This window comes from Streptomyces sp. NPDC096040, assembly GCF_040303265.1.
Classification (GTDB): Bacteria; Actinomycetota; Actinomycetes; order Streptomycetales; family Streptomycetaceae; genus Streptomyces.
In genome coordinates this window covers 59,172-82,035 of record NZ_JBEOTA010000031.1, presented here as the reverse complement: position 1 = coordinate 82,035, position 22,864 = coordinate 59,172, and the positions used below count along the sequence as shown (strand labels likewise).

Sequence of the window (22,864 nt, the reverse complement as noted above, 5' to 3'; positions counted from 1 at the left end):
CAAGCCGGTCGGCCGACCTCACAGCCGGGGGTCGACCGGCTCCGATTCCAGGGCCAGCACCCCGAACACCGCCTCGTGGATCCGCCACAGCGGCTCGCCGTCCGCGAGGCGGTCCAGGGCCTCCAGGCCCAGCGCGTACTCGCGGATCGCCAGCGACCGCTTGTGGTTGAGGAACCGGTTGCGCAGCCGGGCGAGGTTGTCGGGGCGGGTGTACTCGGGGCCGTAGATGATCCGCAGGTACTCGCGGCCCCGGCACTTGATGCCGGGCTGGGCCAGCCGGCCCTTCGGGTCGCGCACCACCGCGCCGAGCGGCTTGACGACCATGCCCTCGCCGCCCCGGCCGGTCATCTCCAGCCACCAGTCGACACCGGTCCGCACCGACTCCGGGTCCCCGGTGTCGACATACAGGCGCCGGGTGGTCCGGAGCAGTTCGGTCGGGTCGTGCTCCACCAGTCGGTCCAGGAGTGCGAGTTGCTCGTCATGCGGGAGCGTGGCGAGGCTGCGGCCCTCGACCGCGAGGATCTGGAAGGGGGCGAGGCGCACCCCGTCCAGGCCCTCGGTGGTCCAGCAGTAACGGCGGTAGGCGTCGGTGAACGCGGTCGCGTCGGCGGCACGTTCACGCTGCCGGCTCAGCAGCCCGGTGATGTCCACACCGCGCGCCGCCGCGCCCTCCAGGGCCGCCAGCGCACCCGGGAACACCGCGCCGGAGGCGGCGCCCACGGCCGCGTACTGGGTGCGCAGCAGGCCGCCGGCCTTGAGCGACCAGGGCAGCAGCTCGGCGTCCAACAGGAGCCAGTCGGTGGCGAGTTCGTCCCACAGTCCGGCCGTGTCGACCGCCGCGCGGATCCGGCCGAGGATCTCCTCCGTGACCGACTCGTCGTCGAAGAACGGGCGACCGGTGCGGGTGTAGAGGGAGCCGGTGGGGCCGGGTGCGACGCCGAAGCGCTTGTGCGCCACCTCCGCGTCCCGGCACACCAGGGCCACCGCCCGCGAGCCCATGTGCTTCTCCTCGCACACGACCCGGGCGACCCCGTCCTCCGCGTACCGCGCGAAGGCCTCCACCGGGTGCTCCAGACAGCCGTCGATGTGACTCGTAGCGGTGGGAGCCATGGTCGGCGGCAGGTACGGCAGCAGGCGCGGGTCGATCGCGAAGCGGCTCATCACCTCAAGGGCGGCCGCCGCGTTCTCCTCGCGGACCGCGATCCGGCCCTGGTGCCGGGTCTCCACGACCCGCCGGCCGTGCACGTCCGCCAGGTCGAGCGGGCGTCCGTCCTGGCCGCCGGGTGCCTCGGAGCGCAGCGGCCTGGCCGGCTCGTACCAGACCCGCTCGGCCGGTACGTCGACCAGCTCCCGCTCCGGCCAGCGCAGCGCGGTCAGCTTGCCGCCGAAGACGGCGCCGGTGTCCAGGCAGATGGTGTTGTTCAGCCAGGTCGCCTCCGGGACGGGTGTGTGGCCGTACACGACGGCTGCCCGGCCCCGGTAGTCCTCGGCCCAGGGGTAGCGCACCGGCAGGCCGAACTCGTCGGTCTCGCCGGTGGTGTCGCCGTACAGGGCGTGCGAGCGGACCCGGCCGGAGGTACGGCCGTGGTACTTCTCGGGCAGTCCGGCATGGCAGACGACCAGCTTTCCGCCGTCGAGGACGTAGTGGCTGACGAGTCCGTCGATGAACTCCCTTACCTGCTGCCGGAACTCCTCGCTCTCGCCGTCCATCTGCTCGATGGTCTCGGCGAGTCCGTGGGTGTGCTGGACCTTGCGGCCCCTGAGGTACCGCCCGTACTTGTTCTCGTGGTTGCCGGGCACGCACAGCGCGTTGCCCGACTTCACCATGGACATCACCCTGCGCAGCACGCCCGGGCTGTCCGGGCCGCGGTCGACGAGGTCGCCGACGAACACGGCGGTCCGGCCGTCGGGGTGCACGCCGTTCGCATAGCCCAACTCGGCCAGCAGGGCCTCCAGTTCCGAGGCGCAGCCGTGGATGTCGCCGACGATGTCGAAGGGGCCGGTGAGGTGGGTCAGGTCGTTGAAGCGCTTCTCGGTGACGACGCTCGCCGACTCGGCCTCCTCGACACCGCGCAGGATGTGCACCTTGCGGAAGCCCTCGCGCTCCAGGTGCCTGAGGGAGCGGCGGAGTTCGCGGATATGGCGCTGGATGACCCGGCGGGGCATGTCGGCCCGGTCGGCGCGGGCCGCGTTGCGTTCGGCGCACACCTCCTCGGGCATGTCGAGGACGATGGCGATGGGCAGCACGTCGTACTGCCTGGCCAGGTCGATCAGCTGGCGCCGGGACTCCTGCTGCACGCTGGTCGCGTCGACGACCGTACGGCGGCCGGCGGCCAGCCGCTTGCCGGCGATGTAGTGCAGCACGTCGAAGGCGTCCTTCGTCGCGCCCTGGTCGTTCTCGTCGTCGGAGACCAGCCCCCGGCAGAAGTCGGAGGAGATCACCTCGGTGGGCTTGAAGTGGCGGCGCGCGAAGGTGGACTTGCCGGAGCCGGAGGCGCCGACGAGGACGACCAGGGAGAGGTCGGTGACGGGAAGGACCCGTCCGTGTGTCCGCTCGGTCATGCTGCCTTCGCCTCCTTCACGGCGGGAGTGGTGCTTATGTCGAAAACGGCCATCTGGGTGGGCGGGCCGACCTCGGGGTCGTCCGGGCCCACGGGGGTGAACTCGACGTCGTAGCCGTGGAGTTCGGCGACCCGGGTGGCCCAGGCGCGGAACTCCTCGCGGGTCCATTCGAAGCGGTGGTCGCCGTGCCGGACGTGTCCGGCGGGGAGGGACTCCCAGCGGACGTTGTACTCGACGTTCGGCGTGGTCACCAGGACCGTGCGGGGGCGGGCGGCGCCGAACACGGCGTACTCGAGGGCGGGCAGCCGGGGCAGGTCGAGGTGTTCGATCACCTCGCTGAGCACGGCGGCGTCGTACCCCTTGAGCCGCTGGTCGGTGTAGGCCAGTGAGCCCTGGAAGAGCTTGACGCGGGACGCCTGCCGCTCGCCCATACGGTCCAGCTTGAGCCGGCGCGCGGCGATGGTGAGCGCCCGCACCGACACGTCGACGCCGACGATCTCGGTGAAGGCGGGGTCCCTCAGCAGCGCCTGCACCAACTGGCCCTGCCCGCAGCCGAGGTCGAGGACCCGGGCGGCACCGGACCGGCGCAGCGCGTCGAGGATCGCCCCCCGGCGCTGCACCGCGAGCGGCGCCGGCTTCTCCTCCGCCTCCGTCTCCTCCTCGACCGCGTTGTCGATCTCCTCGACCTCGCTGTCGTCGGCCTCGGCGAGCCGCACCAGCTCCAGCCGCTCCATCGCCTGCCGGGTCAGCGACCAGCGGCGGGAGAGGTAGCGGGTGGTGATGAGCTTCTGCTCGGGGTGGCCGGGGAGCCAGCCCTCGCCCGCCCGAAGCAGCTTGTCGACCTCCTCGGCGGACACCCAGTAGTGCTTGGCGTCGTCGAGGACGGGGAGCAGGACGTAGAGGTGGCGCAGCGCCTCGGCGAGGGTGAGCGACTCGGACTCCAGGACGAGACCGACGTACCGCGAGTCGCCCCACTCCGGGAACTCGGTGTCCAGGGCGACCGGTTCGGCGGTCACCGTCCAGCCGAGCGGCTCGAAGAGGCGTCGTACGAGGTCGGGTCCGCCCCGTGCGGGCAGCGCCGGGACCTCGACGCGCAGCGGGAGCGGGGCGGCGGCGCGCTCGGGGCGGGCCCGGCACACTCCGCGCATCGCGCTGGAGAAGACGTTGCCTATCGCCACGGCGAGCAGCGAGGAGGCCGCGTACGGGCGATCGTTGACGTACTGCGCGAGCGCCGCGTCGGGTGCCCCGCCGCGTCCCTTGCCCTTGCCGCGCCGGACCAGCGCCACCGCGTCCACCTCCAGGAGCAGCGCCGCCGTGCAGCGCTCGGCATCCGCCTCGGGGTAGAAGACGTGCGCGATGCCGTAGGAGGTCGAGAAGGTCTGCGCGTTGTCGGGGTGCTTGTGCAGCAGGAACCCGAGGTCGGTGGCCGGGGTGGCGGCGGTGCCGCTCGTGGAGATCGTCAGGAACACATGCCCGAGTCTGCTGGGTTTGCCCCGCCGTGACCACTGGTTTTACCGGTACGGCCGTTCGCCGCTCCGTCAGTTCGGCAGTGCGGTGAGCACCCCGGACGTCCGGTCGAGCAGGTACTGGAGCGGTTCGGTGGTCCACGGGCCGCGTCCGGCGACGAGTTCTCCGGCGTGCCGGCCGAGGTCCTCGGCGCTCAGCCAGCTCGGGCTGTCCGCGCCCGTGGCCGCGCGGGGGCGGGTGCGGATGGGGCCGATGACCAGTTCGTGGATGCGCGGGCCCTTGCCGCCCAGCTCGGCCGTCAGGGTGCGCAGCAGGGACTTCTTGGCCGCGTTGGTGGCACCGACGAGGGCGTTGCCCGGGTAGGGGATCTCGGCGCTGAAACCGGTGAGGTGGACCAGGGCGCCCTCGGGGTCGAGCAGCGGGGTGATGGCGCGCAGCGCCCGGAAGTGGCTGGTGAGGTTGTCGGCGATCATGGCGTCCCAGGTCTCGTCGTCCACCTCCAGCAGGCCGGTGCCGCCGGGCGGCCCCCAGTTGCCGATGGTGAGCACGGCCCCGTCGAAGTGGCCGTGACGGTCGGCGAGCCGGGCGCCCACGGCAGCGCTGTCGGGGTCCGACACGTCGACGAGGTGGGTGCGCAGGGTGCCGGGACCGGTGCCGCCCGCGTAGTCGGCGAGGGCGCGCAGCCGGTCCTCACTCCGGCCGGCCGCGACCACGGTGGCCCCCAGCGTGAGCAGCGCTCGCGTCACGCCTTCCCCGATACCGCCGGTGGCGCCCACGACGAGCACGCCACGGCCGCGCAGAAACGGTTCCTCGGACCCTGCTGAACGACTGGTCATCTCCCCGAGCGTAGCCCTCGGGCGCACTAATGACCAGCTGTACATTAGGCCTCGTGACCACGACGTCCGACAGCAAGCCACCGGCCCGCAAGCGGGTGCGGGCGCCCGAGGCGCACCGTGAGGCGATTCTCGAAGCGGCGCGCGCCGCGTTCGCCGAGCGGGGATACGCGCGGGCCACGATCCGGGAGATCGCCGGGCGGGCCGGGGTCACCCACGGCCTGGTGATGCGGCACTTCGGCTCGAAGGAGCGGCTGTTCCTGGCCGCCGTGCCCGGCACCCGGGACCTGCCGGAACTGGTGCCCGGGCCGCCCGGGACCCTGCCGGACCGGATCGCCCGGGCCTTCGTCGAGCGGATGGAGCGCGCCGACGGCGGCGATCCGTTCCTCGCACTGATCCGCGGCGCCGCCTCCGACGAGAGCGCGGCGACCGCCCTGTACACGGCGATGCGGCAGAGCAGCACGGAGGCCTATCGCACGGTACTGACCGGGCCCGACGCCGACGAGCGCATCGATCTGCTCGGCGCGCATCTCATCGGGGTCGCCTTCAGCCGGTATGTGCTGCGCAGCGGGCCGGTGGCCGAGATGGCGCCGGAGCGGCTGGTGCGGTATCTGACGCGGACGCTGCGCTGTGCGCTGGAGCCGCTCGACGAAGCCGACGAGGCCGACGAGGCCGATGGCAAAAAGGAAGGGAACACCCCGTCATGACGTCCACGCTGCCGCCGGTCCCGCCGTCCCTGGCCGGGCGGATCGTCGTACCGGGCGACGCACGGTACGAGCGGTTACGGCACGGCTATGTGCACCGCGGCTCCCCCGCCGCCGTCCTGCTGCCCGAGGACGCCGGGCAGACCGCCGAGGCGCTGGGGTACGCGCGCTCGCTGGGCTCGGTGGTCTCGGTGCGCAGCGGCGGGCACGGCATCAGCGGCCGCTCCACCAACGACGGCGGTGTCGTCGTCGACGTGTCCCGGCTCGACGAGGTGCGGATCCTCGATCGGCCCCGGCGGCGGATCCGGGTCGGGGCGGGCGCCCGCTGGGGTCAGGTGGCGCAGGCCCTCGCGCCGCACGGGCTCGCCGTCAGCTCCGGGGACACCGGGGACGTGGGCGTGGGCGGGCTGGTCACGGCGGGCGGCATGGGCTGGTTCGCGCGGCTGCACGGGCTGACCGTCGACCATGTGACCGCGGTCGAACTCGTCCTGGCCGACGGCACGTCGGCACGGGCGGACGCCGAGCGGGAGCCCGACCTGTTCTGGGCCGTGCGCGGGGCCGGCGGGAACTTCGGCGTCGTCACCGCCGTGGAGCTGGAGGCGTACGAGACGGATGACGTGGTCTTCGCCGACCTCGTCTTCGACGCCGGGGACGCGGCGGCACTGATCGAGGCGTGGGGTGCGGCACTGGAGGCGGCGCCGCGCGAGCTGACCAGCTTTCTGACGTTCATGCCCGGCGGACCGGGGCGCCCGCCTCTGGCCCGTTTGGCCGCGGTGTACGCGGGCGACGAAACCCGGTCGGCCGAACGGGCGTTGACCCCGCTGTCCGGCCTGGGACCGCTGCTCCAGCAGCGGGCGGTGCTCGCCCCGTACCCGGCGCTGGTGCCGGTGAGCGGTGCCGCGCACCACGGGCAGCAGCAACTCAGGGCCACCCGCTCCGGGTTGCTCGACCATCTCACCCCGGACGCGGCACGGGCGGTCGCGGACGCCCTGGAGTCGGGGCAGGTGCTGATGGAGCAGTTCCGTTCGGTGGGCGGGGCGGTCAACGACACGGACCCGGCCGCCACCGCCTACGCCCACCGCACCCAGAACTTCTCCCTGCTCGCCGCGACCGTCCCCGAGCTGGAGCGGGACCTAGACGCCCACTGGGCGAGGCTCGCCCCGCACCTGAACGGCATGTACCTCAGCTTCGACACCCGGCGCACGCCGGAGGTGCTGGCGCAGGCGTTCCCCGAGCCGGCTCTGTCCCGGCTGCGCACCCTCAAGGACCGGTACGACCCGGAGAACGTCTTCGACCGGAACTTCCCCCTGAGGTAGCCGGCTTCAGGCCGTCCGAGGCGGCGGAGCTCAGAACGCGCCGTGCGTCCGCGCACCCTCCATCGCCTTCTGGTACGACGCCGCGGCCATCTCCTGGAACTGGGCGAGCCGGGGCACATGCGCCGACTTGGTCATTTCGGCGTGCAGGAAGGTGAGGTCGGTCGCCAGGCCGACCATGCCGAGGGCGGCCTTCAGGTACCGCTCCTGGTGGTCGGAGTCGTGGCGGGGCGTGCCGGGACCGTAGGCTCCGCCGCGCGCCGAGGCCACCACGACCTTCTTGCCGGACAGCGGGCCCTCACCGGTGGCCGGGTCGACGATCAGCGGGGCGATCAGCACACGGTCGAACCACGCCTTGAAGGTCGACGGCACCGAGAAGTTGTACATCGGCACGCCGAGCAGGATGGTGTCGGCGGCGACGAGTTCCTCGATCAGCGGCCAGGTGACGGCCCAACTGGCCTGCTCCTCGGGCGTGGTGGCCGCCTCCCGGGCCGCGGTGAGGTCGCGCACACCCTCCTTCTCCAGGCGGTGCATCACCTCGATCTGCGGGTGGTCGACATGCGGCACGGGGTCGGCGGCGAGGTCGCGGTAGACGTGGGTGCCCTCGGGGTTGGCCTTGCGCCAGGCCTCGGCGAACTCGCCCGAGATCTGGCGGGAGACCGAGTTCGCACGCGGGCTGGAGTCGAGGTGGAGCAGCGTCGGCATGATGGGAATCCCCTGTCTGATCAGGTCGTTCGTGTCCGTCTGTGATCCATTGAAAGTCCCGGCAGGAGGGTTGTCCCGTAATCTGGCGTGGCAGTTCATAACCGGAAGCGTTAGCGAGGGTGACGGTGCTGGACGTACGGAAACTGGTTCTGCTGCGTGAGGTCGGCGCCCGGGGGTCCATCGCCGCAGCCGCGCAGGCCCTCAACTACACGCGGTCCGCGGTCTCCCAGCAGCTCTCCGCCCTGGAGTCGGAGACCGGCACCGCTCTGCTGGACCGGGGCAGCAAGCGGGCGGAGCTCACCGCGGCCGGGCGGCTGCTGGTGGCGCACGCGGACAAGATCGTGAGTCAACTGGAGGCGGCCGAAGCACAGTTGCTGGCCAGGGACGGGGAGATCGGCGGCGAGCTGCGGGTGGGCGTCCCGCTGCACGAGGGGCCCGCGCTGCTGGTGCCGGCGCTGAACCGGCTGCGCGCGGACCATCCGCAGCTACGCATCACGCTGCACGGGGTGGCCCCGGACGAGGGGCGGCAGACGGTGCGGCTCGGCCGCCTCGACGCGGTGCTGGCCGCCGGCTACCCGCAGGTGCCCGAGCCACGGGTGCCCGGCCTGTACGAGGAGGAGGTGCTCAGTGACCGGATCCGGCTGATCGTGGCGCCGGACCACCCGCTGGCCCGGCGTGAACACCCTTGCCGACTGGAGGAGCTCGCCGGGGAGCAGTGGCTGCTCGACCGGACCTCGCGGCTCGGCCGGCTCGCCCTGCACGCCTGCGCGGGGGCCGGTTTCGTGCCCGACATCGTCTCCGACATCGGCGACATGCAGGCCGTGTTCGGGCTGGTCTCGCTGGGCTGGGGCGTGGCGCTGGTGCCCGACCTGGTGCCGAGCCGGCCGGGACTCCCGGTCGCCCGGGTCACCCCGGACGGACCCGAACTGACCCGCCGTATCACCCTGGTGGTGCGCGAGGGCGCCGTACGGAGTCCGCAGGTGGCCGCACTGCTGCCGGCCGTGCGCGAGGCCGCGGCCGAGCTGACAGAACGTCAGGATGCGGCGGACCAGCGGGGATAGCTGCCGAGGAACCGCACCTCCACATCCCGGGCCCCGACCTCCGCCATCGCCATCCTCAGCCGTCTGCTGTCGATGTGCGCGTCGACGTCGAGGAACACGTGGTAGCGGCCGAGGCCCTCGCCGGTGGGCCAGGACTGGATCCAGGACAGCTCGACCGCGCGGGACCGGAAGGCGTGCAGGACGTCGGGCAGCAGCGCGGGGCCGCCGTCCCCCAGGGCGAGCAGCAGCGAGGTGCGTTCGCGTGAGGTGCGGGCCGGGTGGTGCCAGCGGGGCGCCACCGACACGAAGCGGGTCACCGCGGCCGCCTCCCGGCCGAGACCGACGGCGAGGATCCGCAACCCGTACAGCTCGGCTGCGGCCGGTGCCGCGACGGCCGCCCGGCCCGGGGTGTCGGTCCGGGCGACCTCCTGGGCGGCCGCCGCCGTGGACGCCGCCGCCAGGGTCCTGGCCCCGGGCAGGCGGGCGCGCAGCCAGTCCTCGCACTGGCCGAGCGCGTGCGGATGACTGAGCACCTCGGTGACGTCCGCCGGGCCGGTGCCCTCGGGAGCCATCAGCGCGAAGCTCACGGGCACCTCGACCTCGGCGTTGATATGCATGTCCGCCGCGGCCAGCTGGTCCATGGTGGCGGGTACGACCCCGCGCACCGAGTTCTCCAGGGGCACCACGGCCGCCTCGCACTCCCCCCGCCGGGCCGCCTCCAGAGCGGCCGGGACGGTGGGGAACGGGCGGTGCGGGCCGCGCCGGCCCGGCGGGACCACCGACAGCAGCCGCCGTACGGCGGTCTGGGTGAAGGTCCCCTCGGGGCCGAGGTAGGCGTAGGTCATCGCGGGCCGTCAGCTCTCGATGACGCGGAGGAAGGCGACGGTGTCGAAGATGTCCTCCATCCGCACCGCACGCCCGTCGCGCAGCACCCAGGAGTGCACGAACGGCAGCGACTCGGTGTGGCCGGACAAGGAGACGACGTCGCGGTGGCCGAAGACCACCACCCGGTCGCCCTCGCGTACGAACTCCTCGGGGTGCAGCCGCATCCCGCCCACCACGGTCGGCACGTGTGCCAGGAACTCCTTGACGCCGGCGTGCCCGTGCTTGGTGCCGCCGAGACCGTACTTCGCCATGCCCTCGGGGTGCACCCACTCGATGTCCGGGTGGAAGGCGTCGAGCAGCGCGCCCACGTCCCGGGCGGCGAAGGCCGCGTAGGCGGCGTGGACCGGGGCCAGTGGATCGGTGGTGTTCTCGCTCATGTGTGCCTCAGCCCTTGAGGTGGTCGGGATACAGCGCGGCCAGGGTCCTGCGGAGGCCCTCGCGCCAGGGCACCTTGCACGGGCCGGTGATCGAACGGCGCAGGGTCGAGTCGAACTGGTAGGTCTCGCGGGTGACTTCGCTCGGGACGAGGTTCGCCTCCACCCCGGTCAGCTCCTCCAGGTACCGGACGCAGTCGGTGATGCCCACCGACTCATCGCCGCCCCAGTTGGTCAGGGTCACCGGCACACCGGCGGCGTTCCACAGATGGGGGACCTGCTCGACGAGGTCGTCGGTGTACAGCAGGGAGCACCAGTTCTGTCCCTGGGCGGGCACCGGGATGGGTTCGCCGGCGAGCATCCGCTTGAAGTAGAGCATCGGGACACCGCCGTAACCGCCGGGCCCGTAGGCGATGTTGAGGCGGGCGATGACGGTGGGCAGGCCGAGGGTCTGGGCGAAGGCGCGGACGGTACCCTCGGCGGCGATCTTGACCACGGGGTAGGCGGGCAGCCAGTCGGCCCTGCCGTCCAGCGGGTCGGTCTCGGTGTACTTGTGGTCGAGGGTCTGGCGGGCGTACAGAGCGCCCGTGGACACGTAAAGGAACGCCTCGGCGGTACGGCAGTGGGTCATCAGGCGTCCCGCGGCGACCGAGTTGACCTCGACGGCCGCGTTGAAGTCACCGTCCTCGCCGCGCCGCACCGCCGAGTGGAAGACATGGGTGAAGTCCTCGGGCAGGCCCTTGAGGGAGCCGGCGCCGGTGTCGTCCATGTCCCAGCGGAAGGTGCGGACGCCGTGCCGGGTGAGGTCCTGCTCCGCGCCGGGGGTGCCGAAGCGGCCGAGCGCCCATACCTCGTTGTCCGGGACCAGGGCCTTGGCCACCGGTCCGGCGACCTGTCCGGTGGCGCCGGTGACCAGGATCTTCTTGCCGTTCACTGATTCTCTCTCCTGTGGTCAGGCGTCGCCGAGGGCGCGGTCGAGTTCCTTGCGGAGGATGGACTGGAAGGTCGCCACGTGCCGCGGACCCATCAGGGTGTAGTGCTCGCCGGGTACGTCGATGTAGCGGTTGGCCTCGGTGGTGTGCTCGTCCCAGCGGCGCAGTTCGTTGTTGAGCCAGTCCTCCTTGGTGCCGCGCAGCGGGATGGCGTAGAAGACGCTCATCGAGCGGACCTTGCCGCCGGGGGCGTAGGTGCGGCCCAGGTTGGTGAGGCCGTCGGCGAGTTCCGCCCAGGCCCGGAACTTCTCGAACGTCAGGTCGAGTTCGGCGAGGCGGCCCTCGGGGGCGTGGTCGATGAAGTACGCCAGCTGCTCGTCCTTCGCCAAGTGGCGCAGCTTGTGCGGGAGTTCGAGGGACTGCTTCTTGTCGATGAGCTCCAGGAAGAACGCCAGGTTGGCCGCGGTCTCCACGAAGTCCAGTTCGTCCATGCGGTACTTGATGTGCGGCGGCAGGTTGAAGCTGCCGACGAAGTCGACACGTTCGCCCTGGTCCTGGAGCACCTTGGCGATCTCGAAGGCGACAGCACCGCCGTAGGAGTATCCGGCGACGGCGTAGGGGCCGTGCGGCTGCCGTGCGCGGATCGCCCGCACATAGGTGTCGACCATCTCGGCAAAGCTCTCGAAGGGGGTCTCCCCGGGGTTGAAGCCGCGGGCGCGCAGGGCGTAGAAGGGCCGGTCGCCGACGAAGTACTTGGCGAGGTTGACGAAGACGAGGACCTCGCCGACACCGGGGTGGACGCAGAACAGCGGGGTCTTGTCGCCGTTGACCTGCATGGGCACGATCGGGTCGTACTCCTGCTCGCCGTTCGCGGCGCCGTCGAGGTGGGCGGCGAGGGCACGGACCGTCGGGGCCCGCAGCACGGTGATGATCTGCAGGTCGGCGGCGCCGAGGCGCTGGGCGACCAGGGAGCGCAGCCGCAGGATGTCCAGTGAGGTTCCGCCGAGGTCGAAGAAGTTGGCGGTGGCGCTCAGCTTCTCCGGGTCGGTGTCGAACATCTCGGCGTAGATCCCGGCGAGGACCGTCTCGGTGTCGCCTTCGGGCGCGTTGTAGCCGCCGAGCCGCCGCAGCACCAGGTCGTCGACGGTGGCCCGGATCTCGTCGTACGCTCCCGCCTCCAGGCGTTTGCGCATGAGTGAGCGCTGGATCTTGCCGAGGCTGGTCTTGGGGAAGGCGTTCTCGGGCAGCGGCAGGATGAGGGCGGGCCGGAAGCCCCAGTGCATGACGACACTGCTGCGGACGGCGGTCAGCACCCGGTACAGGGCGAGTTCGTCGCCGTCGGCGGACTCCGGGTGGAAGGCGATCACCAGCTGCTCGGTGTCGCTGCCGGGGGCCCGGGTCGGGAAGGCGGCGACATAGGAGCGGGCCACGTCGTCGAGGCCTTCGAGAACCGACTCGATGTCGTGGCTGAAGTAGTTGACGCCATTGACGATGATGCTGTCCTTGCTGCGCCCGACCAGGGTGAGCCTGCCCTCGTCGAGGCGGCCGAGGTCGCCGCTGCGGAACCAGCCGTCGGGGGTGAAGGCGTCCCTGGTGGCCTGCTCGTTGTTGTGGTAACCGGCCGTGATCATCGGGCCGTTGAGCTGGAGCTCGCCCACCTCGCCCTCGGCCAGCTCGTGGTGGTCCTCCTCGTCGGCTATCCGGATGCGCAGTCCGTCGACGGGCCGGCCCAGGTTCGCGAACTCCTGGCCCTGGTCGGCGGCCGGGAACTCGACGGAGTAGATGCTGCCGGCGCAGGTCTCGGACATGCCGAAGGCGGGCCAGAGGGCGTCCGCGCGCAGGCCGTAGGGGGCGAAGCGGCTCAGGAAGGTCTCGCCGGTGGTGCGTACGACGGCCTCGCCGCCGCTGATGATGTGCCGCAGCCGGGACAGGTCGAGGCCCGCGCCGTCCTCCTCGTCGAGCCGGTCGGCCTGTGGATTGATCAGCCCCAGCAGGAAGTTGGGGGTGAAGGTCACGGTGACCCCGAAGCCGGATATGAGCCGCAGGAAGTTGAGCGGCTCCTGGAGAACGACGGGCGCCTCGACGTGCAGCTGGGTGCTGCCCGCGTACAGCGGCAGCATGTGGCACTCCAGCAGGGCGGCGACATGGTCGAAGGAGACCCAGTTGAGGGTGGTGTCCGTGTCGGTCAGCCGGTGGTAGCCGTTCTTGCCGGCCATGGAGGCGAGCAGATTGCCGTGCGAGAGCATCACGGCCTTGGAGTTGCCGGTGGATCCGGAGGTCAGCACCAGGACGGCGGTGTCCTTCGGGTCGGCCTCGTGGAAGGCGTCGGCGGGCTCGGCGTACAGCTCCTCCAGGGCGACGACCGACAGGCCCTCGGTGCGCGGGAGTTCGGCGGCGAGGGTCTCGCTGGTGACGATCAGCGGGTGGTCCAGGAGGGTGTCGACATGGGCGAGCTGGGCGGCCCAGCGCTCCGGGTCGCCGCCGAGCGCGGCCATCGGGCAGGGCACGAAGCCGCCCAGCTGGCAGGCCCAGAACGCGGCGAGGAACTCCTTGGGCCGCTCCAGGAGCAGTACGGCCTTGTCGCCGGCGGTGAGCCCGCGCTCGCGCAGGCCGCCGAGCACGGACCGGGCCGCGTCGAGGAGTTCGGGATAGCTCTGGAAGGGTGCGTCGGGGTCGGTCGCGGTCCGGGGGTAGCGCAGCCCGGATGTGGCGTGGTTCCGGGCGGCGTCGCGCAGCAGGTCCACGATGGTGCGTGTGGTGGATACGGCTGTGGTCATGGCGATGCCTTCTCTTCCTGTCGCGTCGATGGCCGAGGTGTGGCGGCCGTGGACGGGTGGCGGCCAGGTTGCGGCCACGAGGGGTGGCCGAAACGCCGTGCCGGTACGGCGGGTCGAATGGCTTACGGCGCGCCGGCCAAGGGCGTACGGCACACCGTTCAACTGAGGAAACCGGGCAGGTCAGCCGGGGAAACCGGGCAGGAAAAAACTCCGGGAAACCACACCGGAAGCGTGCACGCCCAGGCTCAGAGGCATCTACAGGGCATCACGACGGAACCTCGGAAACAGAAATCGACCGTTCCGGAACATCGGGCAAGTACCTGTACATCGTCCCCCACCGACCAGGTCAGTACCGAGAGCCACGGCGCCGGAGCTCTGAATACCCGCCGAGAATAGAAACCTGCGCACCGAGTTGTCAAAGGACTCAGGAAAGCACAAAGTAAAAACCGGTTGGCGCAGGAAAGCACGGTACCTGCGACTCGCTCCCGCAAATCCACCACTTGCCTCTCGGCATTAAGTCCTGGAAGGCCCGGAATGAGGCGGGTGGAATTTTTTCTTACGGTCGGTGTCACTAATAGCGACGTCCGGAAAAGCAACCGCCCCCGGCCCCGGTGACGGGGGCCGGGGGCGGCCGGGCCGGTCCGGGTTACGACAACTGCGACTGGACCTGGGCGGAGATCAGCTCCAGGTGGTCCAGGTCCGAGAGGTCGAGGACCTGGAGGTAGAAACGCTGCGAGCCGATCTCGGCGTAGCGGCCGATCTTGTCGACGACCTCGGCCGGGGTGCCGGCCAGGCCGTTCGCCTTCAGCTCGTCGACCTCACGGCCGATGGCGGCGGCGCGGCGGGCGACCTCCTGGTCGTCCTTGCCGACGCAGACCACAAGGGCGTTGGAGTACGTAAGGTCGTCGCCCTTGCGGCCGACTGCCTCGGCGGCGGCGCGCACCCGGCCGAACTGCGCCTCGCTGTCCTCGATCGAGGCGAACGGCATGTTGAACTCGTCGGCGTACCGGGCGGCCAGCTTCGGGGTGCGGGTGGCGCCGTGGCCGCCGATCAGCACCGGGATCCGCGCCTGGGCGGGCTTGGGCAGCGCGGGCGAGTCGGTCAGGTCGTAGTAGGTGCCGTGGAAGTCGAAGGTCTCGCCGAGCTTGGTCTCCCACAGCCCGGTGACGATCGCCAGCTGCTCCTCCAGGCGGCCGAACTTCTCCTTCGGGAACGGGATGCCGTACGCCTTGTGCTCCTGCTCGAACCAGCCCGCGCCGAGACCGAGTTCGACGCGGCCGCCGGACATCTGGTCGACCTGGGCGACCTGGATGGCGAGCACACCGGGCAGCCGGAAGGTGGCCGCGGTCATGAGGGTGCCGAGGCGGATCCGCTTGGTCTCGCGGGCGAGACCCGCCAGGGTGATCCAGGCGTCGGTGGGGCCGGGCAGGCCGTCTCCGTCGCCCATCTTCAGATAGTGGTCGGAGCGGAAGAAGGCGTCGAACCCGAGTTCCTCGGTCGCCTTGGCGACGGTGAGAAGGGTGTCGTAGCTCGCGCCCTGCTGAGGCTCGGTGAAGATGCGAAGGTCCATGCGTCCATCCTGCATGGCCGTGGCCCCGTCAACCGCATCGGCCCGGGGCGTGGCGTGCGTCCCCGCCAGGGGGAATATCGTCAACGGCGGTTCGCGGAGCGGGGCCGGGCCAGTGACCGGCCTCTGCGGTGATCGTTGGCTGGAGGGAGCCGGGCCGTCCGGCACCCGCGCCGGACGGTCCTCGCCGTCGCGCGTAGTTCGTGCCCCGCCGACGGCGGGCCGGGGGCCGGGGAGGCCGTCTTGTCCGAAGAGTCCGTTCCACACCAGGGTGGCCCCACCGGTCAGCCGAAGGGGCTGCTCCAGCAGATGGAGGAACTCATGGCAGCGTTGAACGCGGATCTCTCCGCGCTGGACGCGGATCTGCAGCGGGCCCCGAAGGAAGAGGCCGACCTGAGGTAGGGCCTGCCGTTCGGACCAGGTCGCAGAAAAGGGACAGTGCCGAAGCAGCGCTGGTGAGCGGGGCCCGTGCGTGCGGTTGCAAGGCGGAGGAGACGTGAACATCGGCCTCCCCCATCGCGGCGGGCGACACGGTGGGGGCACCCCCGGCCGAAGGCTGGGAACGTCGGCAACCGACGACAACGCCACTGGGCCCCCTCTGGGAGTGCCAGACCCCGCGTCCTGCGGCATGATCCAAACCACAGGCCTTGGGGGCTCCTGGCCGTCGCCGCAGCTCCGGCGGCCACATCCTGATCGCCTCCCGGCCGGCCGCCGACGGCCCGTGCGCGTCCGGCGCCGCGGGCGACTCGGCCAGCCACCGGGGAAGATCGACGGGCAGATCAGCGGGCTGATGCCCGGCGGCGAGCCGGCGGCGCCAGGACCGCAGGTGCGACTCGAACCGCCGCAGCCGCCGAGTACGCCCTGACGGAGCGGGACGGGTACGAAGACCTCCAGTCCTGGCTGCAGGCAGCCCGAAGACGTGCCGCTGCCGCACGGGAGGTGCCCGCTCCTGGCCCGGCGCCGCCGGCGCACCTGTCACTGGCCGAAACGCCCAGGGGACGGTGAGACGCGGCACAGGTTCAACGGGACAGTCGGGTTGGCCAGTTCATCCTGACCGTGTGACCTGCACATTCTTCCGTTGCAGGCGGCGCCCGCCGTCTAGCCGTCGCGGACTTCCTCCCGTGCCGCCAGTTTGCGCAGCATCTCCAGCACCCGGTCCCGCGACTCGTCGGCCGCGTCGATGGCCTCCATGCACTGCCAGTACGTCGCCTCGTCGGCCGCGGCGCTGGCCATTCCGACCAGCGTGATGCCGACCTCGCCCAGAAGTCCGCCGAGACTCAGCAGGGTCAGCCGCGCGTCGTCCAGTTCGGTGAGCTGGGCGGCACGCAGGGTGCCGGGGTCCAGGTCAGGGGCGCCCAGAATCCCGCAGCCCCGGCCCGCCAGCTCGGTCAGGCCGAGGGCCTCGCCGCGCAGTTCTGGTGGGCCGGAGACGGCCAGCCGGCTGCCGATCGCCTGGGCCAGGGCCTGGGCCTGCCACACCTCGGTCATCATTTCCGGTACGCCGGCGCCGCTCGCCAGCGCCCGTCTGCTCGCCACGATGAGCCGCATCGCGTCCATCCGTCGCCCCGTCCCCGTCGGTCCGAACTGCCTTGCAGCACTCAGTAGTTCACTACCCAGAGTGAGGGCATGTGAGACGTGGAGCCAGAGGAAGAGGGAAATCTGTGGACAACAATTCGGATTCGGGCGGGGTTTTGGCTACCGAGCGTTATTCCGGAGTACCGCACTTCCGCCGTGACCCTCCGTCAGGGGCGCGGGAACCGCTTCTCGTTGCGCGCGATCTTGGCGTCCAGTGCGGCCAGCGGGTCGATGTCGAGGACTCCACAGAGCTGGAGCAGATAGGACAGGACGTCGGCGACCTCGTCAGTGACCTTGTGGGCGGTGTCGGGGTCGTCCATCACGCGGGAGGACTCCTCCGGGGTCAACCACTGGAAGATCTCGACCAGTTCGGATGCCTCCACGCTGAGGGCGGCCACCAGGTTCTTGGGCGTGTGGTACTGCTGCCAGTCGCGGGCGGCGGCGAACTCGGCCAGCCGGCGCTGGAGCTTCGCCACGTCGAGGGGTTCTTCGTCGGTCACGCGTCCAGATGTACCACTGTGATCGCCCCCGCTCCGACGGCCCAGGTCGCGTCGCTCACCGCGCCGACGAAGCGGATGTGGCCGCGCTCGCCCATCAGGACGGCCGTGCGCAGGAGTTCGGTGCGCTGGCGGGGGTCGAGGCAGCGGTCGAAGCCGTCGGCGAGGACGGTGAGGCTGCGCATCGCGTCGGGGACCTCGCCGGGTGTGTCGACCTCCAGGACGCCGGGGCCGGTGAAGAGGACCAGGGCGAGGGCGAGGTAGCGCAGCTCGCCGTCACCGAGCCGTGCCAGCTCCGAGCGGTGGCCGTCGCCGCGGTCGAGCAGCGCCCGTACCGTGCCGTCGCCGAGCGGCTCGGCGAGCAGGTCGGTCACGGGGCCGGCGCAGCCGGTGCGCACCGCGTCGACGAGCAGTCCGTGCCGGCGGCCGCATTCGGAGCGGGTGCGCCAGAGGACGTCGGCGAGGTTGTCGCAGCCTCGCAGCAGCCGACCGGAGCCGACGAGGACCGGGGTGCGCATGCCCTCGGGCCGCGGATCACAGGCGAACACCGACCGCAGGGCGACGACCATCTGCTCGGCGGCGGCGAGGACCTGGCGCTGGCCGTCGGTCTTTCCGGCGACGCGCAGGGGCAGCAGGGCGGTGCCGAGCCGGTCGTCGGGCAGCGGGGCCCTGGTCACCGGGGAACTGCCCGCCGTGTGCCAGGCGGCCTGTACGGACCGCCGCCCGGGGTCGCGCAGGGCCGTCTCCAGCAGCACGAGGCCGCCGGCGGTCAACCGCTCGCCGACGATACGGAGTTCGGGCTCGGCCTGCACGGCGACATCGAGCCGTACGGGCCCTTCGGGGCCGTCGGCGGTACAGCCGATCCGGAACCCCCGCCGCCGTTGCGCATCGGGCCGCGCCCGTTCCGGCACCAGTGCGACAGGATCGGGAAACACCTCCGCGAGCGGGGCCCCGCCCCCCAGCCGTGCCAGCGCCTCATAGGCCGCGAGCACAGCGGACTTCCCACTCCCACTGGGCCCGGCGAAAAGAGTGACCCGCCCAAGCGAAAAACTCGCCCCCCGATGCCGAGCGAAGGCGGAGAGCCGAAGCTCGGTGACCCGGGGGCGGGGGTCGCGCCGGGGGGTGGCCACGGGGGCGGAGGGGACGGCAGGGCCAGCGGAGGCACCGCCCGGGCGGGCGACCGACACGGGGCCGGACGGACCGTTGGCCCGTACCGCCGCACGCGAACCCGACACCGCGGAGGACCCACCAGCAGAACCCGCACCCGAACCCACAACCGACACCGAGCCAGACAAACCACCGGCACCTACCGCCGCACGCGAACCCGACACCGCAGACGACGCACCAGCAGAACCCGCACCCGAACCCACAACCGACACGGAACCAGACAAACCACCCGGACATGCCGCCGCACGCCAAGCCGACGCAACGGCGGACGGATCGCCAGAACCGGCCCGACCGGCGGTCGAGAGGTCGGCCGACGAGCGAGCAGCCGGACCGCCGGCACGTGTCGCCGCGCGCGGAGCCGACGCGGTGGCGGGCCGACCGGCGGAACCGGTCTCCGAGGGCGCGGTCGGCACCGGGGCAGCCGCATCGCCGGACGCGGACCGCGTGGCCGATGCCGCGGCGGGTGGACCGGCGGGCTCCGCGGTCGGTGGTGCGGTGCGGGCGCGGGGCACGGTCTCTCGCGGTTCCGTGGGGGTAGCGGGGCGCGACCCGTGGGGGCGTTTGGGCGGGAGGCCGTCAGGGCCCGTCGAGGCACTCGACATCGCCGACAGCGGCGCGGCTTCGGGTGACGTCGGCGTGTCGTCCGGGGCGGAACCGGTGGGCGGAGAGTGGTGGGACGCGGGTGAGGCAGAGGGGACGGGCATATGCGGACAGTAGGGCTCCGGCCGACCGGTGAACCGTTCCGCCGTCAGGACCTTCCTACGATCGGGGGACGAGCGCGCAGCCACCCCATGACCGACGCCCCGAAGGCCGAGCCGGAGACCGTGCTCCCCTCAGCCGCCCGAGACCCCCGCCCCCTCCATCAGCCCGCTGACCTCCGTGCCGGGCGGGGTGAGGAGGAAGACGTTGCGGTCCACCCGGTGCATCGCACTGGCCAGGCCGAAGACGACGCCCGTGCTGAAGTCGAGGACGCGCTTGGCGACCTCCGTCTCCGCACCGGTCAGGTCGAGCAGCACCGGTACACCCGCCATCAGCGTCTCGGCGACCTCACGCGCGTCGGCGAAGACATTCACCCGCAGCACGACGAAACGGCGCCGCGTCTCGGTCTCCGCGTCCGGCAGCGACCGGTGGCTCACGGCCGACGGCCAGGCGTCACGGCCCCGCAGCGGCACGACCTGGGCGAGCCCCTCCCACTGTTCATCGGTGACGTCGTAACGGCTCACCGGCTCCCCCTGACCTGACTCGCGTTCGATGCCTGCACCAGCCAATTCTTACGCCAAGTCACCCGTTCGGCCCAACAGCGACACGAGGCGCGAACGCGTGTGGGCACCCATGCGGAGAAAGAGTGATCTTGTCACTATTCAAGCGATTGCCGCGCATTAGGGGCTTCTTACCCCCCTCACACCGGACTCTTCTCCTCCAGCCATGCCCCGCTCACCGCCCGCGATTACCGTCCGGTGCGTGCACTTGGCAGAAACACAACAGGTGACACCCGGCCGGCGGACGCTGTCGGCGGTGTCCGCCGCTCCGGGAGACCTCACAGACCTCGGGGCCCCGGCGCCGTGGCACCGCGTCCTGACCCTCCTCTCCGACATCGGTCTGTTCATCGGCACCCGCTCGATCTGGGCGCAGGCGGCGACGCACCACCTGGCCATGGCGGCCCTGATCTCGGTCTGCTACGTCTCGATCCTGGTGACCGGCGTACTGACGCTGACGGTGCGCAGGACCCGGTCGCTGGCCCGCCTCGACCTGCTGGTCCTGGTCACGGCGGTCACCCTCGCCCTGTGCGCCTGGGCACTGAACCACAACGGCGGCGACGAGGGCGTCCTCACCACCCAGGCCGCCAAGGAACTCGTCGCGGGGCACACCGTCTACGGGCAGCCCTGGCCCTGGCTGTTCCACGGCACGGGCATCGCCCTCACGCCGACGATAGGTGGCGGCTACGACTACACGTACGGCTATCCCCCACTGGCCCCGCTGCTCACCGTCCCGCTGCTGTGGCTGGGCCACTCCGGCGCCCCGGCGACGGCGGTGTGCACGGGCGCGCTGATCGCCGGCACGATCACGCTGTGGCGGATGCTCCCGCTGCCGTGGCGGTCGGCGGCGACGCTGGCGTGTCTGGGCTTCGGTTTCCTGCCGACGTACGCCCGGGTCGGCTATCCGGCGATCATCGGGCTGGCCCTGCTGATCCCGGTGGTGGTGCGCTGGCCGCGGATCGGCGCGGGCGGCCGGCTGGGCGCGGCGGGGGTCGCCCGGGCGGCGTGCCTGGGCGCCGCGTGTGCGGCGCAGCAGCTGCCGTGGTTCGTCACGCCGTTCCTGCTGGCCGGGATCTACGCGGTGCGGCGCGGGGAGCTGGGCGGCCGGGCCGCCGCTCTGGTGGTGCTGCGGACCGTCGGCGTCGCCGTCACGGTCTGGTTGCTGATCAACATGTACTTCATCGTGTCCGAGCCCGGCCGCTGGCTGGGCGGGATCGCGCTGCCGCTGACCCAGGGCGCCGTGGTGCACGGCCAGGGCCTGGTGGACGTCACGCTGTACTTCACGAACGGCAGTGACCGCATCGACTGGTACTCGCACGCGAGCATGCTGCTCGCGGCGGCCCTGCTCGCTCTGTTCGTGATGTTCGTACGGCGCCTCGGCCCGGCCGCGACCGTGCTGCCCTGGCTCGCCTTCTTCCTGGCGACCCGCTCGCAGGACGGCTACTACCTGCTGATGACCCCGCTGTGGCTGGCGGCGGCCGTCACCGCACCCCTGTCGGAGTTCGGGCACGCCTGGCAGCCGCGCCCGGCCTTCCTGACCGGGCCCCGCCGCCGACCCGTCCTGGTCGCGACGGTCGTCCTGCTGTTCGTGCCGGCGCTGGTGAGCGCCGGCCTCGCGGTGTCCGGCAGGCCACCACTGCGGATGGAGATCACCACCCTGCGCCGGGCCAAGCAGTCGGCAGCTGTGGTCCGGGCGATGACGCTGAAGGTGGTCAACACGGGCAGCGTCCCGCTCACCCCGCACTACACCCTCACCACCGGCCAGGGCATGAGCAAGTACTGGCTGCTGGTGCGGGGTCCGGCGACGATTCCCCCGCACGGCACGGCGAGTGTGGAACTCCAGCCGCCGAACGGCCGGTTCGGCATCCCCACCAAACCGAGCACCCGGATCCGGCTGCGCGCCTTCACGGCGGATCCGCAGACCTTGTCCAGCAAGGACGTCAAGCTGCGCAGGACGGCCGGATAGCCGGTCACGCGAAACCCCGCAGATCACAGGAGAGTCGGTCAGGCAGTCACACGCGTGAAGCGGAGGGTGGCGGCCACCGTGGTCGGCCCGCCCATCATGCGCATCTGGTTGAGGGTGACCCCGAACTCCTCGCGCACTACCGTGAACTCGGCCTGAAGCGTCAGTCCGTCGGCGTCGGCCGAGACCAGCGTCGCGGTGACCTGCTGCGGCCTGCTGACGCCCCGGACGGTCAGCTGACCGTCGACGTGCACCACGTCACCCGCGCGCCGCTCGGCACCGCGCACCGCGAAGGTGATCTCCGGGTGGTTGGCGGCGTCGAAGAAGTCGGCCGAGCGGAGATGGTCGTCCCGCTTCTTGTTCTTGGTGTCCAGGGAGGCCGCGTCTATCGCCAGCGTGCCCGTGGCGGTGCCGTCGGCGGCGACCTCGCCCCGGCCGGTGACGCCCGTGAAGGTGCCCTTGACGGTCAGCAGGCCCCAGACGGACTTGTGCCGTACGGCGACGGTGGAGGCGGTCGGGTCGAGCTGCCAGAGGCCGGTTTCCACGGTGACGGTCATGGCCGTACTCCCATCGAGTAGTGGTCCGAGTATTGGTCCAAATTTGGATGACCGTCACGCTAGCCCACTATTCAAATTTGGACAACAGGTAGACTCGATGCCATGACGGCCTCCCAGGAAGACCCCGCCGAGCTGCCCCAATGCCCGTCCGTCACAGGCGGCGGACTGCTCCCCGGCGAACTGCGCGCCTGGATGCTGCTGCTGGCCGCGACGGGGGCGGTGGAGCAGCGGCTGCGGTCGGTCGTGAAGGAGACGCTGGACGTCTCCCACGACGAGTTCCTGATCCTGTGTCTGCTGGCCGAGCAACCGAGCGAGGGCCTGCGCATGACCCGGATCGCCGAGCTGCTGGGCCGCCCCAAGACCCGCCTCACCTACCAGATCGCCTGCCTCCAGCACGCCGGCCTGGTCACCCGCAAGGCCGTCTGCGGTGACAAGCGGGGCGTCGAGGTGGCACTCACCGACAAGGCCCGCGGCCTCCTCGGTGACGCCTCCGCCACCCTCGCCGAGACGGTCGGGCAGGCGTTCGCCCACGTTATCGGACCGGAACAGCGCGAGGCCCTGTGCGCGCTCGTGCCGAAGCTCCCCGACGGCACGCACTGACCGCACGAATCCGGTCACTTCCCCCGGGAGAGGCTCAGGTCACAACCACGGAGAGGGCAAGGTCACAGCCCCGTCACCCGTGCACTTTTG

20 protein-coding genes are annotated in these 22,864 nt (G+C 71.5%); 6 read left to right on the top strand and 14 right to left on the bottom strand.

Going from position 1 to position 22,864, the window contains the following annotated elements; translation table 11 throughout:
- Nucleotides 1–18: 18 nt before the first annotated feature.
- The 3 genes from ABTY98_RS33745 to ABTY98_RS33735 all read right to left on the bottom strand — a co-directional run bounded on the left by ABTY98_RS33745 (nt 19) and on the right by ABTY98_RS33735 (nt 4,865).
- Nucleotides 19–2,562, bottom strand: coding sequence for a polynucleotide kinase-phosphatase (locus ABTY98_RS33745; protein WP_352224885.1), 2,544 nt, complete (start codon nt 2,560–2,562; stop codon nt 19–21).
- Nucleotides 2,559–4,031: a 3' terminal RNA ribose 2'-O-methyltransferase Hen1 gene (locus ABTY98_RS33740; protein WP_352224884.1), complete on the bottom strand. Its 1,473-nt coding sequence runs from the start codon at nt 4,029–4,031 to the stop codon at nt 2,559–2,561. The genes ABTY98_RS33745 and ABTY98_RS33740 overlap by 4 nt, the downstream gene beginning before the upstream one ends.
- Nucleotides 4,032–4,100: 69 nt before the next feature.
- A complete protein-coding gene (locus ABTY98_RS33735; RefSeq protein ID WP_352224883.1) occupies nt 4,101–4,865 on the bottom strand; it encodes an SDR family oxidoreductase in 765 nt (254 codons plus the stop codon).
- 53 nt (nt 4,866–4,918) lie between these two features.
- Here ABTY98_RS33735 and ABTY98_RS33730 point away from each other — a divergent pair, with 53 nt between their 5' ends.
- Nucleotides 4,919–5,569 carry a TetR/AcrR family transcriptional regulator gene (locus ABTY98_RS33730; protein WP_352224882.1) on the top strand — a complete coding sequence of 217 codons (651 nt, stop codon included), beginning with the start codon at nt 4,919–4,921 and terminating at the stop codon, nt 5,567–5,569.
- Nucleotides 5,566–6,882: an FAD-binding oxidoreductase gene (locus tag ABTY98_RS33725; protein WP_352224881.1), complete on the top strand. Its 1,317-nt coding sequence runs from the start codon at nt 5,566–5,568 to the stop codon at nt 6,880–6,882. The genes ABTY98_RS33730 and ABTY98_RS33725 overlap by 4 nt, the downstream gene beginning before the upstream one ends.
- Nucleotides 6,883–6,912: 30 nt before the next feature.
- On the opposite strand, the gene ABTY98_RS33720 is transcribed toward ABTY98_RS33725, so the two are convergent.
- Nucleotides 6,913–7,584: an FMN-dependent NADH-azoreductase gene (locus tag ABTY98_RS33720; protein WP_352224880.1), complete on the bottom strand. Its 672-nt coding sequence runs from the start codon at nt 7,582–7,584 to the stop codon at nt 6,913–6,915.
- Between the two features lie 119 nt (nt 7,585–7,703).
- Here ABTY98_RS33720 and ABTY98_RS33715 point away from each other — a divergent pair, with 119 nt between their 5' ends.
- Nucleotides 7,704–8,645, top strand: a complete 942-nt coding sequence (locus tag ABTY98_RS33715) for a LysR family transcriptional regulator (protein ID WP_352224879.1) — start codon at nt 7,704–7,706, stop codon at nt 8,643–8,645.
- Here ABTY98_RS33715 and pheA read toward each other — a convergent pair.
- From pheA to ABTY98_RS33690, 5 genes are all read right to left on the bottom strand, one after another.
- Entirely contained in the window at nt 8,618–9,469 is an 852-nt protein-coding gene (gene pheA, locus ABTY98_RS33710) for a prephenate dehydratase (protein WP_352224878.1), read from the bottom strand. The two genes, ABTY98_RS33715 and pheA, sit on opposite strands and share 28 nt — an antisense overlap.
- 9 nt (nt 9,470–9,478) lie before the next feature.
- The gene (locus tag ABTY98_RS33705) at nt 9,479–9,886 is read right to left on the bottom strand and encodes a nuclear transport factor 2 family protein (protein WP_352224877.1); all 408 of its coding nucleotides are present in this window, start codon (nt 9,884–9,886) and stop codon (nt 9,479–9,481) included.
- 7 nt (nt 9,887–9,893) lie between these two features.
- Nucleotides 9,894–10,817, bottom strand: coding sequence for an NAD-dependent epimerase/dehydratase family protein (locus ABTY98_RS33700; protein WP_352224876.1), 924 nt, complete (start codon nt 10,815–10,817; stop codon nt 9,894–9,896).
- Between the two features lie 18 nt (nt 10,818–10,835).
- On the bottom strand, nt 10,836–13,592 hold the full coding sequence (locus ABTY98_RS33695; RefSeq protein WP_352224875.1) for an alpha/beta fold hydrolase: 2,757 nt from the start codon (nt 13,590–13,592) through the stop codon (nt 10,836–10,838).
- A gap of 646 nt (nt 13,593–14,238) precedes the next feature.
- Nucleotides 14,239–15,162 (bottom strand): LLM class F420-dependent oxidoreductase, encoded by a 924-nt coding sequence (locus tag ABTY98_RS33690; protein WP_352224874.1) that lies wholly within the window; start codon nt 15,160–15,162, stop codon nt 14,239–14,241.
- Nucleotides 15,163–15,402: 240 nt separating this feature from the next.
- Here ABTY98_RS33690 and ABTY98_RS33685 point away from each other — a divergent pair, with 240 nt between their 5' ends.
- Nucleotides 15,403–15,561 carry a hypothetical protein gene (locus tag ABTY98_RS33685; RefSeq protein WP_352224873.1) on the top strand — a complete coding sequence of 53 codons (159 nt, stop codon included), beginning with the start codon at nt 15,403–15,405 and terminating at the stop codon, nt 15,559–15,561.
- A gap of 696 nt (nt 15,562–16,257) precedes the next feature.
- Here the strand turns inward: ABTY98_RS33685 and ABTY98_RS33680 are convergent.
- From ABTY98_RS33680 to ABTY98_RS33665, 4 genes are all read right to left on the bottom strand, one after another.
- Nucleotides 16,258–16,716, bottom strand: a complete 459-nt coding sequence (locus ABTY98_RS33680) for a DUF6099 family protein (protein ID WP_352224872.1) — start codon at nt 16,714–16,716, stop codon at nt 16,258–16,260.
- 185 nt (nt 16,717–16,901) lie between these two features.
- Nucleotides 16,902–17,234, bottom strand: a complete 333-nt coding sequence (locus ABTY98_RS33675) for a nucleotide pyrophosphohydrolase (protein WP_352224871.1) — start codon at nt 17,232–17,234, stop codon at nt 16,902–16,904.
- Nucleotides 17,231–18,418, bottom strand: a complete 1,188-nt coding sequence (locus ABTY98_RS33670) for an AAA family ATPase (RefSeq protein ID WP_502994420.1) — start codon at nt 18,416–18,418, stop codon at nt 17,231–17,233. The genes ABTY98_RS33675 and ABTY98_RS33670 overlap by 4 nt, the downstream gene beginning before the upstream one ends.
- A gap of 813 nt (nt 18,419–19,231) precedes the next feature.
- On the bottom strand, nt 19,232–19,621 hold the full coding sequence (locus tag ABTY98_RS33665) for a cell division protein SepF (RefSeq protein ID WP_352224869.1): 390 nt from the start codon (nt 19,619–19,621) through the stop codon (nt 19,232–19,234).
- A 292-nt stretch (nt 19,622–19,913) separates the two neighbouring features.
- Between ABTY98_RS33665 and ABTY98_RS33660 the strand changes: the two genes are divergently transcribed.
- Nucleotides 19,914–21,620 (top strand): hypothetical protein, encoded by a 1,707-nt coding sequence (locus ABTY98_RS33660; RefSeq protein ID WP_352224896.1) that lies wholly within the window; start codon nt 19,914–19,916, stop codon nt 21,618–21,620.
- Nucleotides 21,621–21,658: 38 nt separating this feature from the next.
- On the opposite strand, the gene ABTY98_RS33655 is transcribed toward ABTY98_RS33660, so the two are convergent.
- Nucleotides 21,659–22,174 carry a YceI family protein gene (locus tag ABTY98_RS33655; protein ID WP_352224868.1) on the bottom strand — a complete coding sequence of 172 codons (516 nt, stop codon included), beginning with the start codon at nt 22,172–22,174 and terminating at the stop codon, nt 21,659–21,661.
- Between the two features lie 102 nt (nt 22,175–22,276).
- Between ABTY98_RS33655 and ABTY98_RS33650 the strand changes: the two genes are divergently transcribed.
- Nucleotides 22,277–22,774: a MarR family winged helix-turn-helix transcriptional regulator gene (locus ABTY98_RS33650; RefSeq protein WP_352224867.1), complete on the top strand. Its 498-nt coding sequence runs from the start codon at nt 22,277–22,279 to the stop codon at nt 22,772–22,774.
- Nucleotides 22,775–22,864: the final 90 nt, after the last annotated feature.

What these genes read in the sequence shown, in the direction of transcription:
- ABTY98_RS33695 (WP_352224875.1), bottom strand. Translation starts at nt 13,592, where the DNA reads ATGACCACAGCCGTATCCACCACACGCACCATCGTGGACCTGCTGCGC.
- pheA (WP_352224878.1), bottom strand. Translation starts at nt 9,469, where the DNA reads ATGACCTACGCCTACCTCGGCCCCGAGGGGACCTTCACCCAGACCGCC.
- ABTY98_RS33650 (WP_352224867.1), top strand. Translation starts at nt 22,277, where the DNA reads ATGACGGCCTCCCAGGAAGACCCCGCCGAGCTGCCCCAATGCCCGTCC.
- ABTY98_RS33725 (WP_352224881.1), top strand. Translation starts at nt 5,566, where the DNA reads ATGACGTCCACGCTGCCGCCGGTCCCGCCGTCCCTGGCCGGGCGGATC.
- ABTY98_RS33655 (WP_352224868.1), bottom strand. Translation starts at nt 22,174, where the DNA reads ATGACCGTCACCGTGGAAACCGGCCTCTGGCAGCTCGACCCGACCGCC.
- ABTY98_RS33680 (WP_352224872.1), bottom strand. Translation starts at nt 16,716, where the DNA reads ATGGACGCGATGCGGCTCATCGTGGCGAGCAGACGGGCGCTGGCGAGC.
- ABTY98_RS33720 (WP_352224880.1), bottom strand. Translation starts at nt 7,584, where the DNA reads ATGCCGACGCTGCTCCACCTCGACTCCAGCCCGCGTGCGAACTCGGTC.
- ABTY98_RS33745 (WP_352224885.1), bottom strand. Translation starts at nt 2,562, where the DNA reads ATGACCGAGCGGACACACGGACGGGTCCTTCCCGTCACCGACCTCTCC.
- ABTY98_RS33705 (WP_352224877.1), bottom strand. Translation starts at nt 9,886, where the DNA reads ATGAGCGAGAACACCACCGATCCACTGGCCCCGGTCCACGCCGCCTAC.
- ABTY98_RS33735 (WP_352224883.1), bottom strand. Translation starts at nt 4,865, where the DNA reads ATGACCAGTCGTTCAGCAGGGTCCGAGGAACCGTTTCTGCGCGGCCGT.
- ABTY98_RS33690 (WP_352224874.1), bottom strand. Translation starts at nt 15,162, where the DNA reads ATGGACCTTCGCATCTTCACCGAGCCTCAGCAGGGCGCGAGCTACGAC.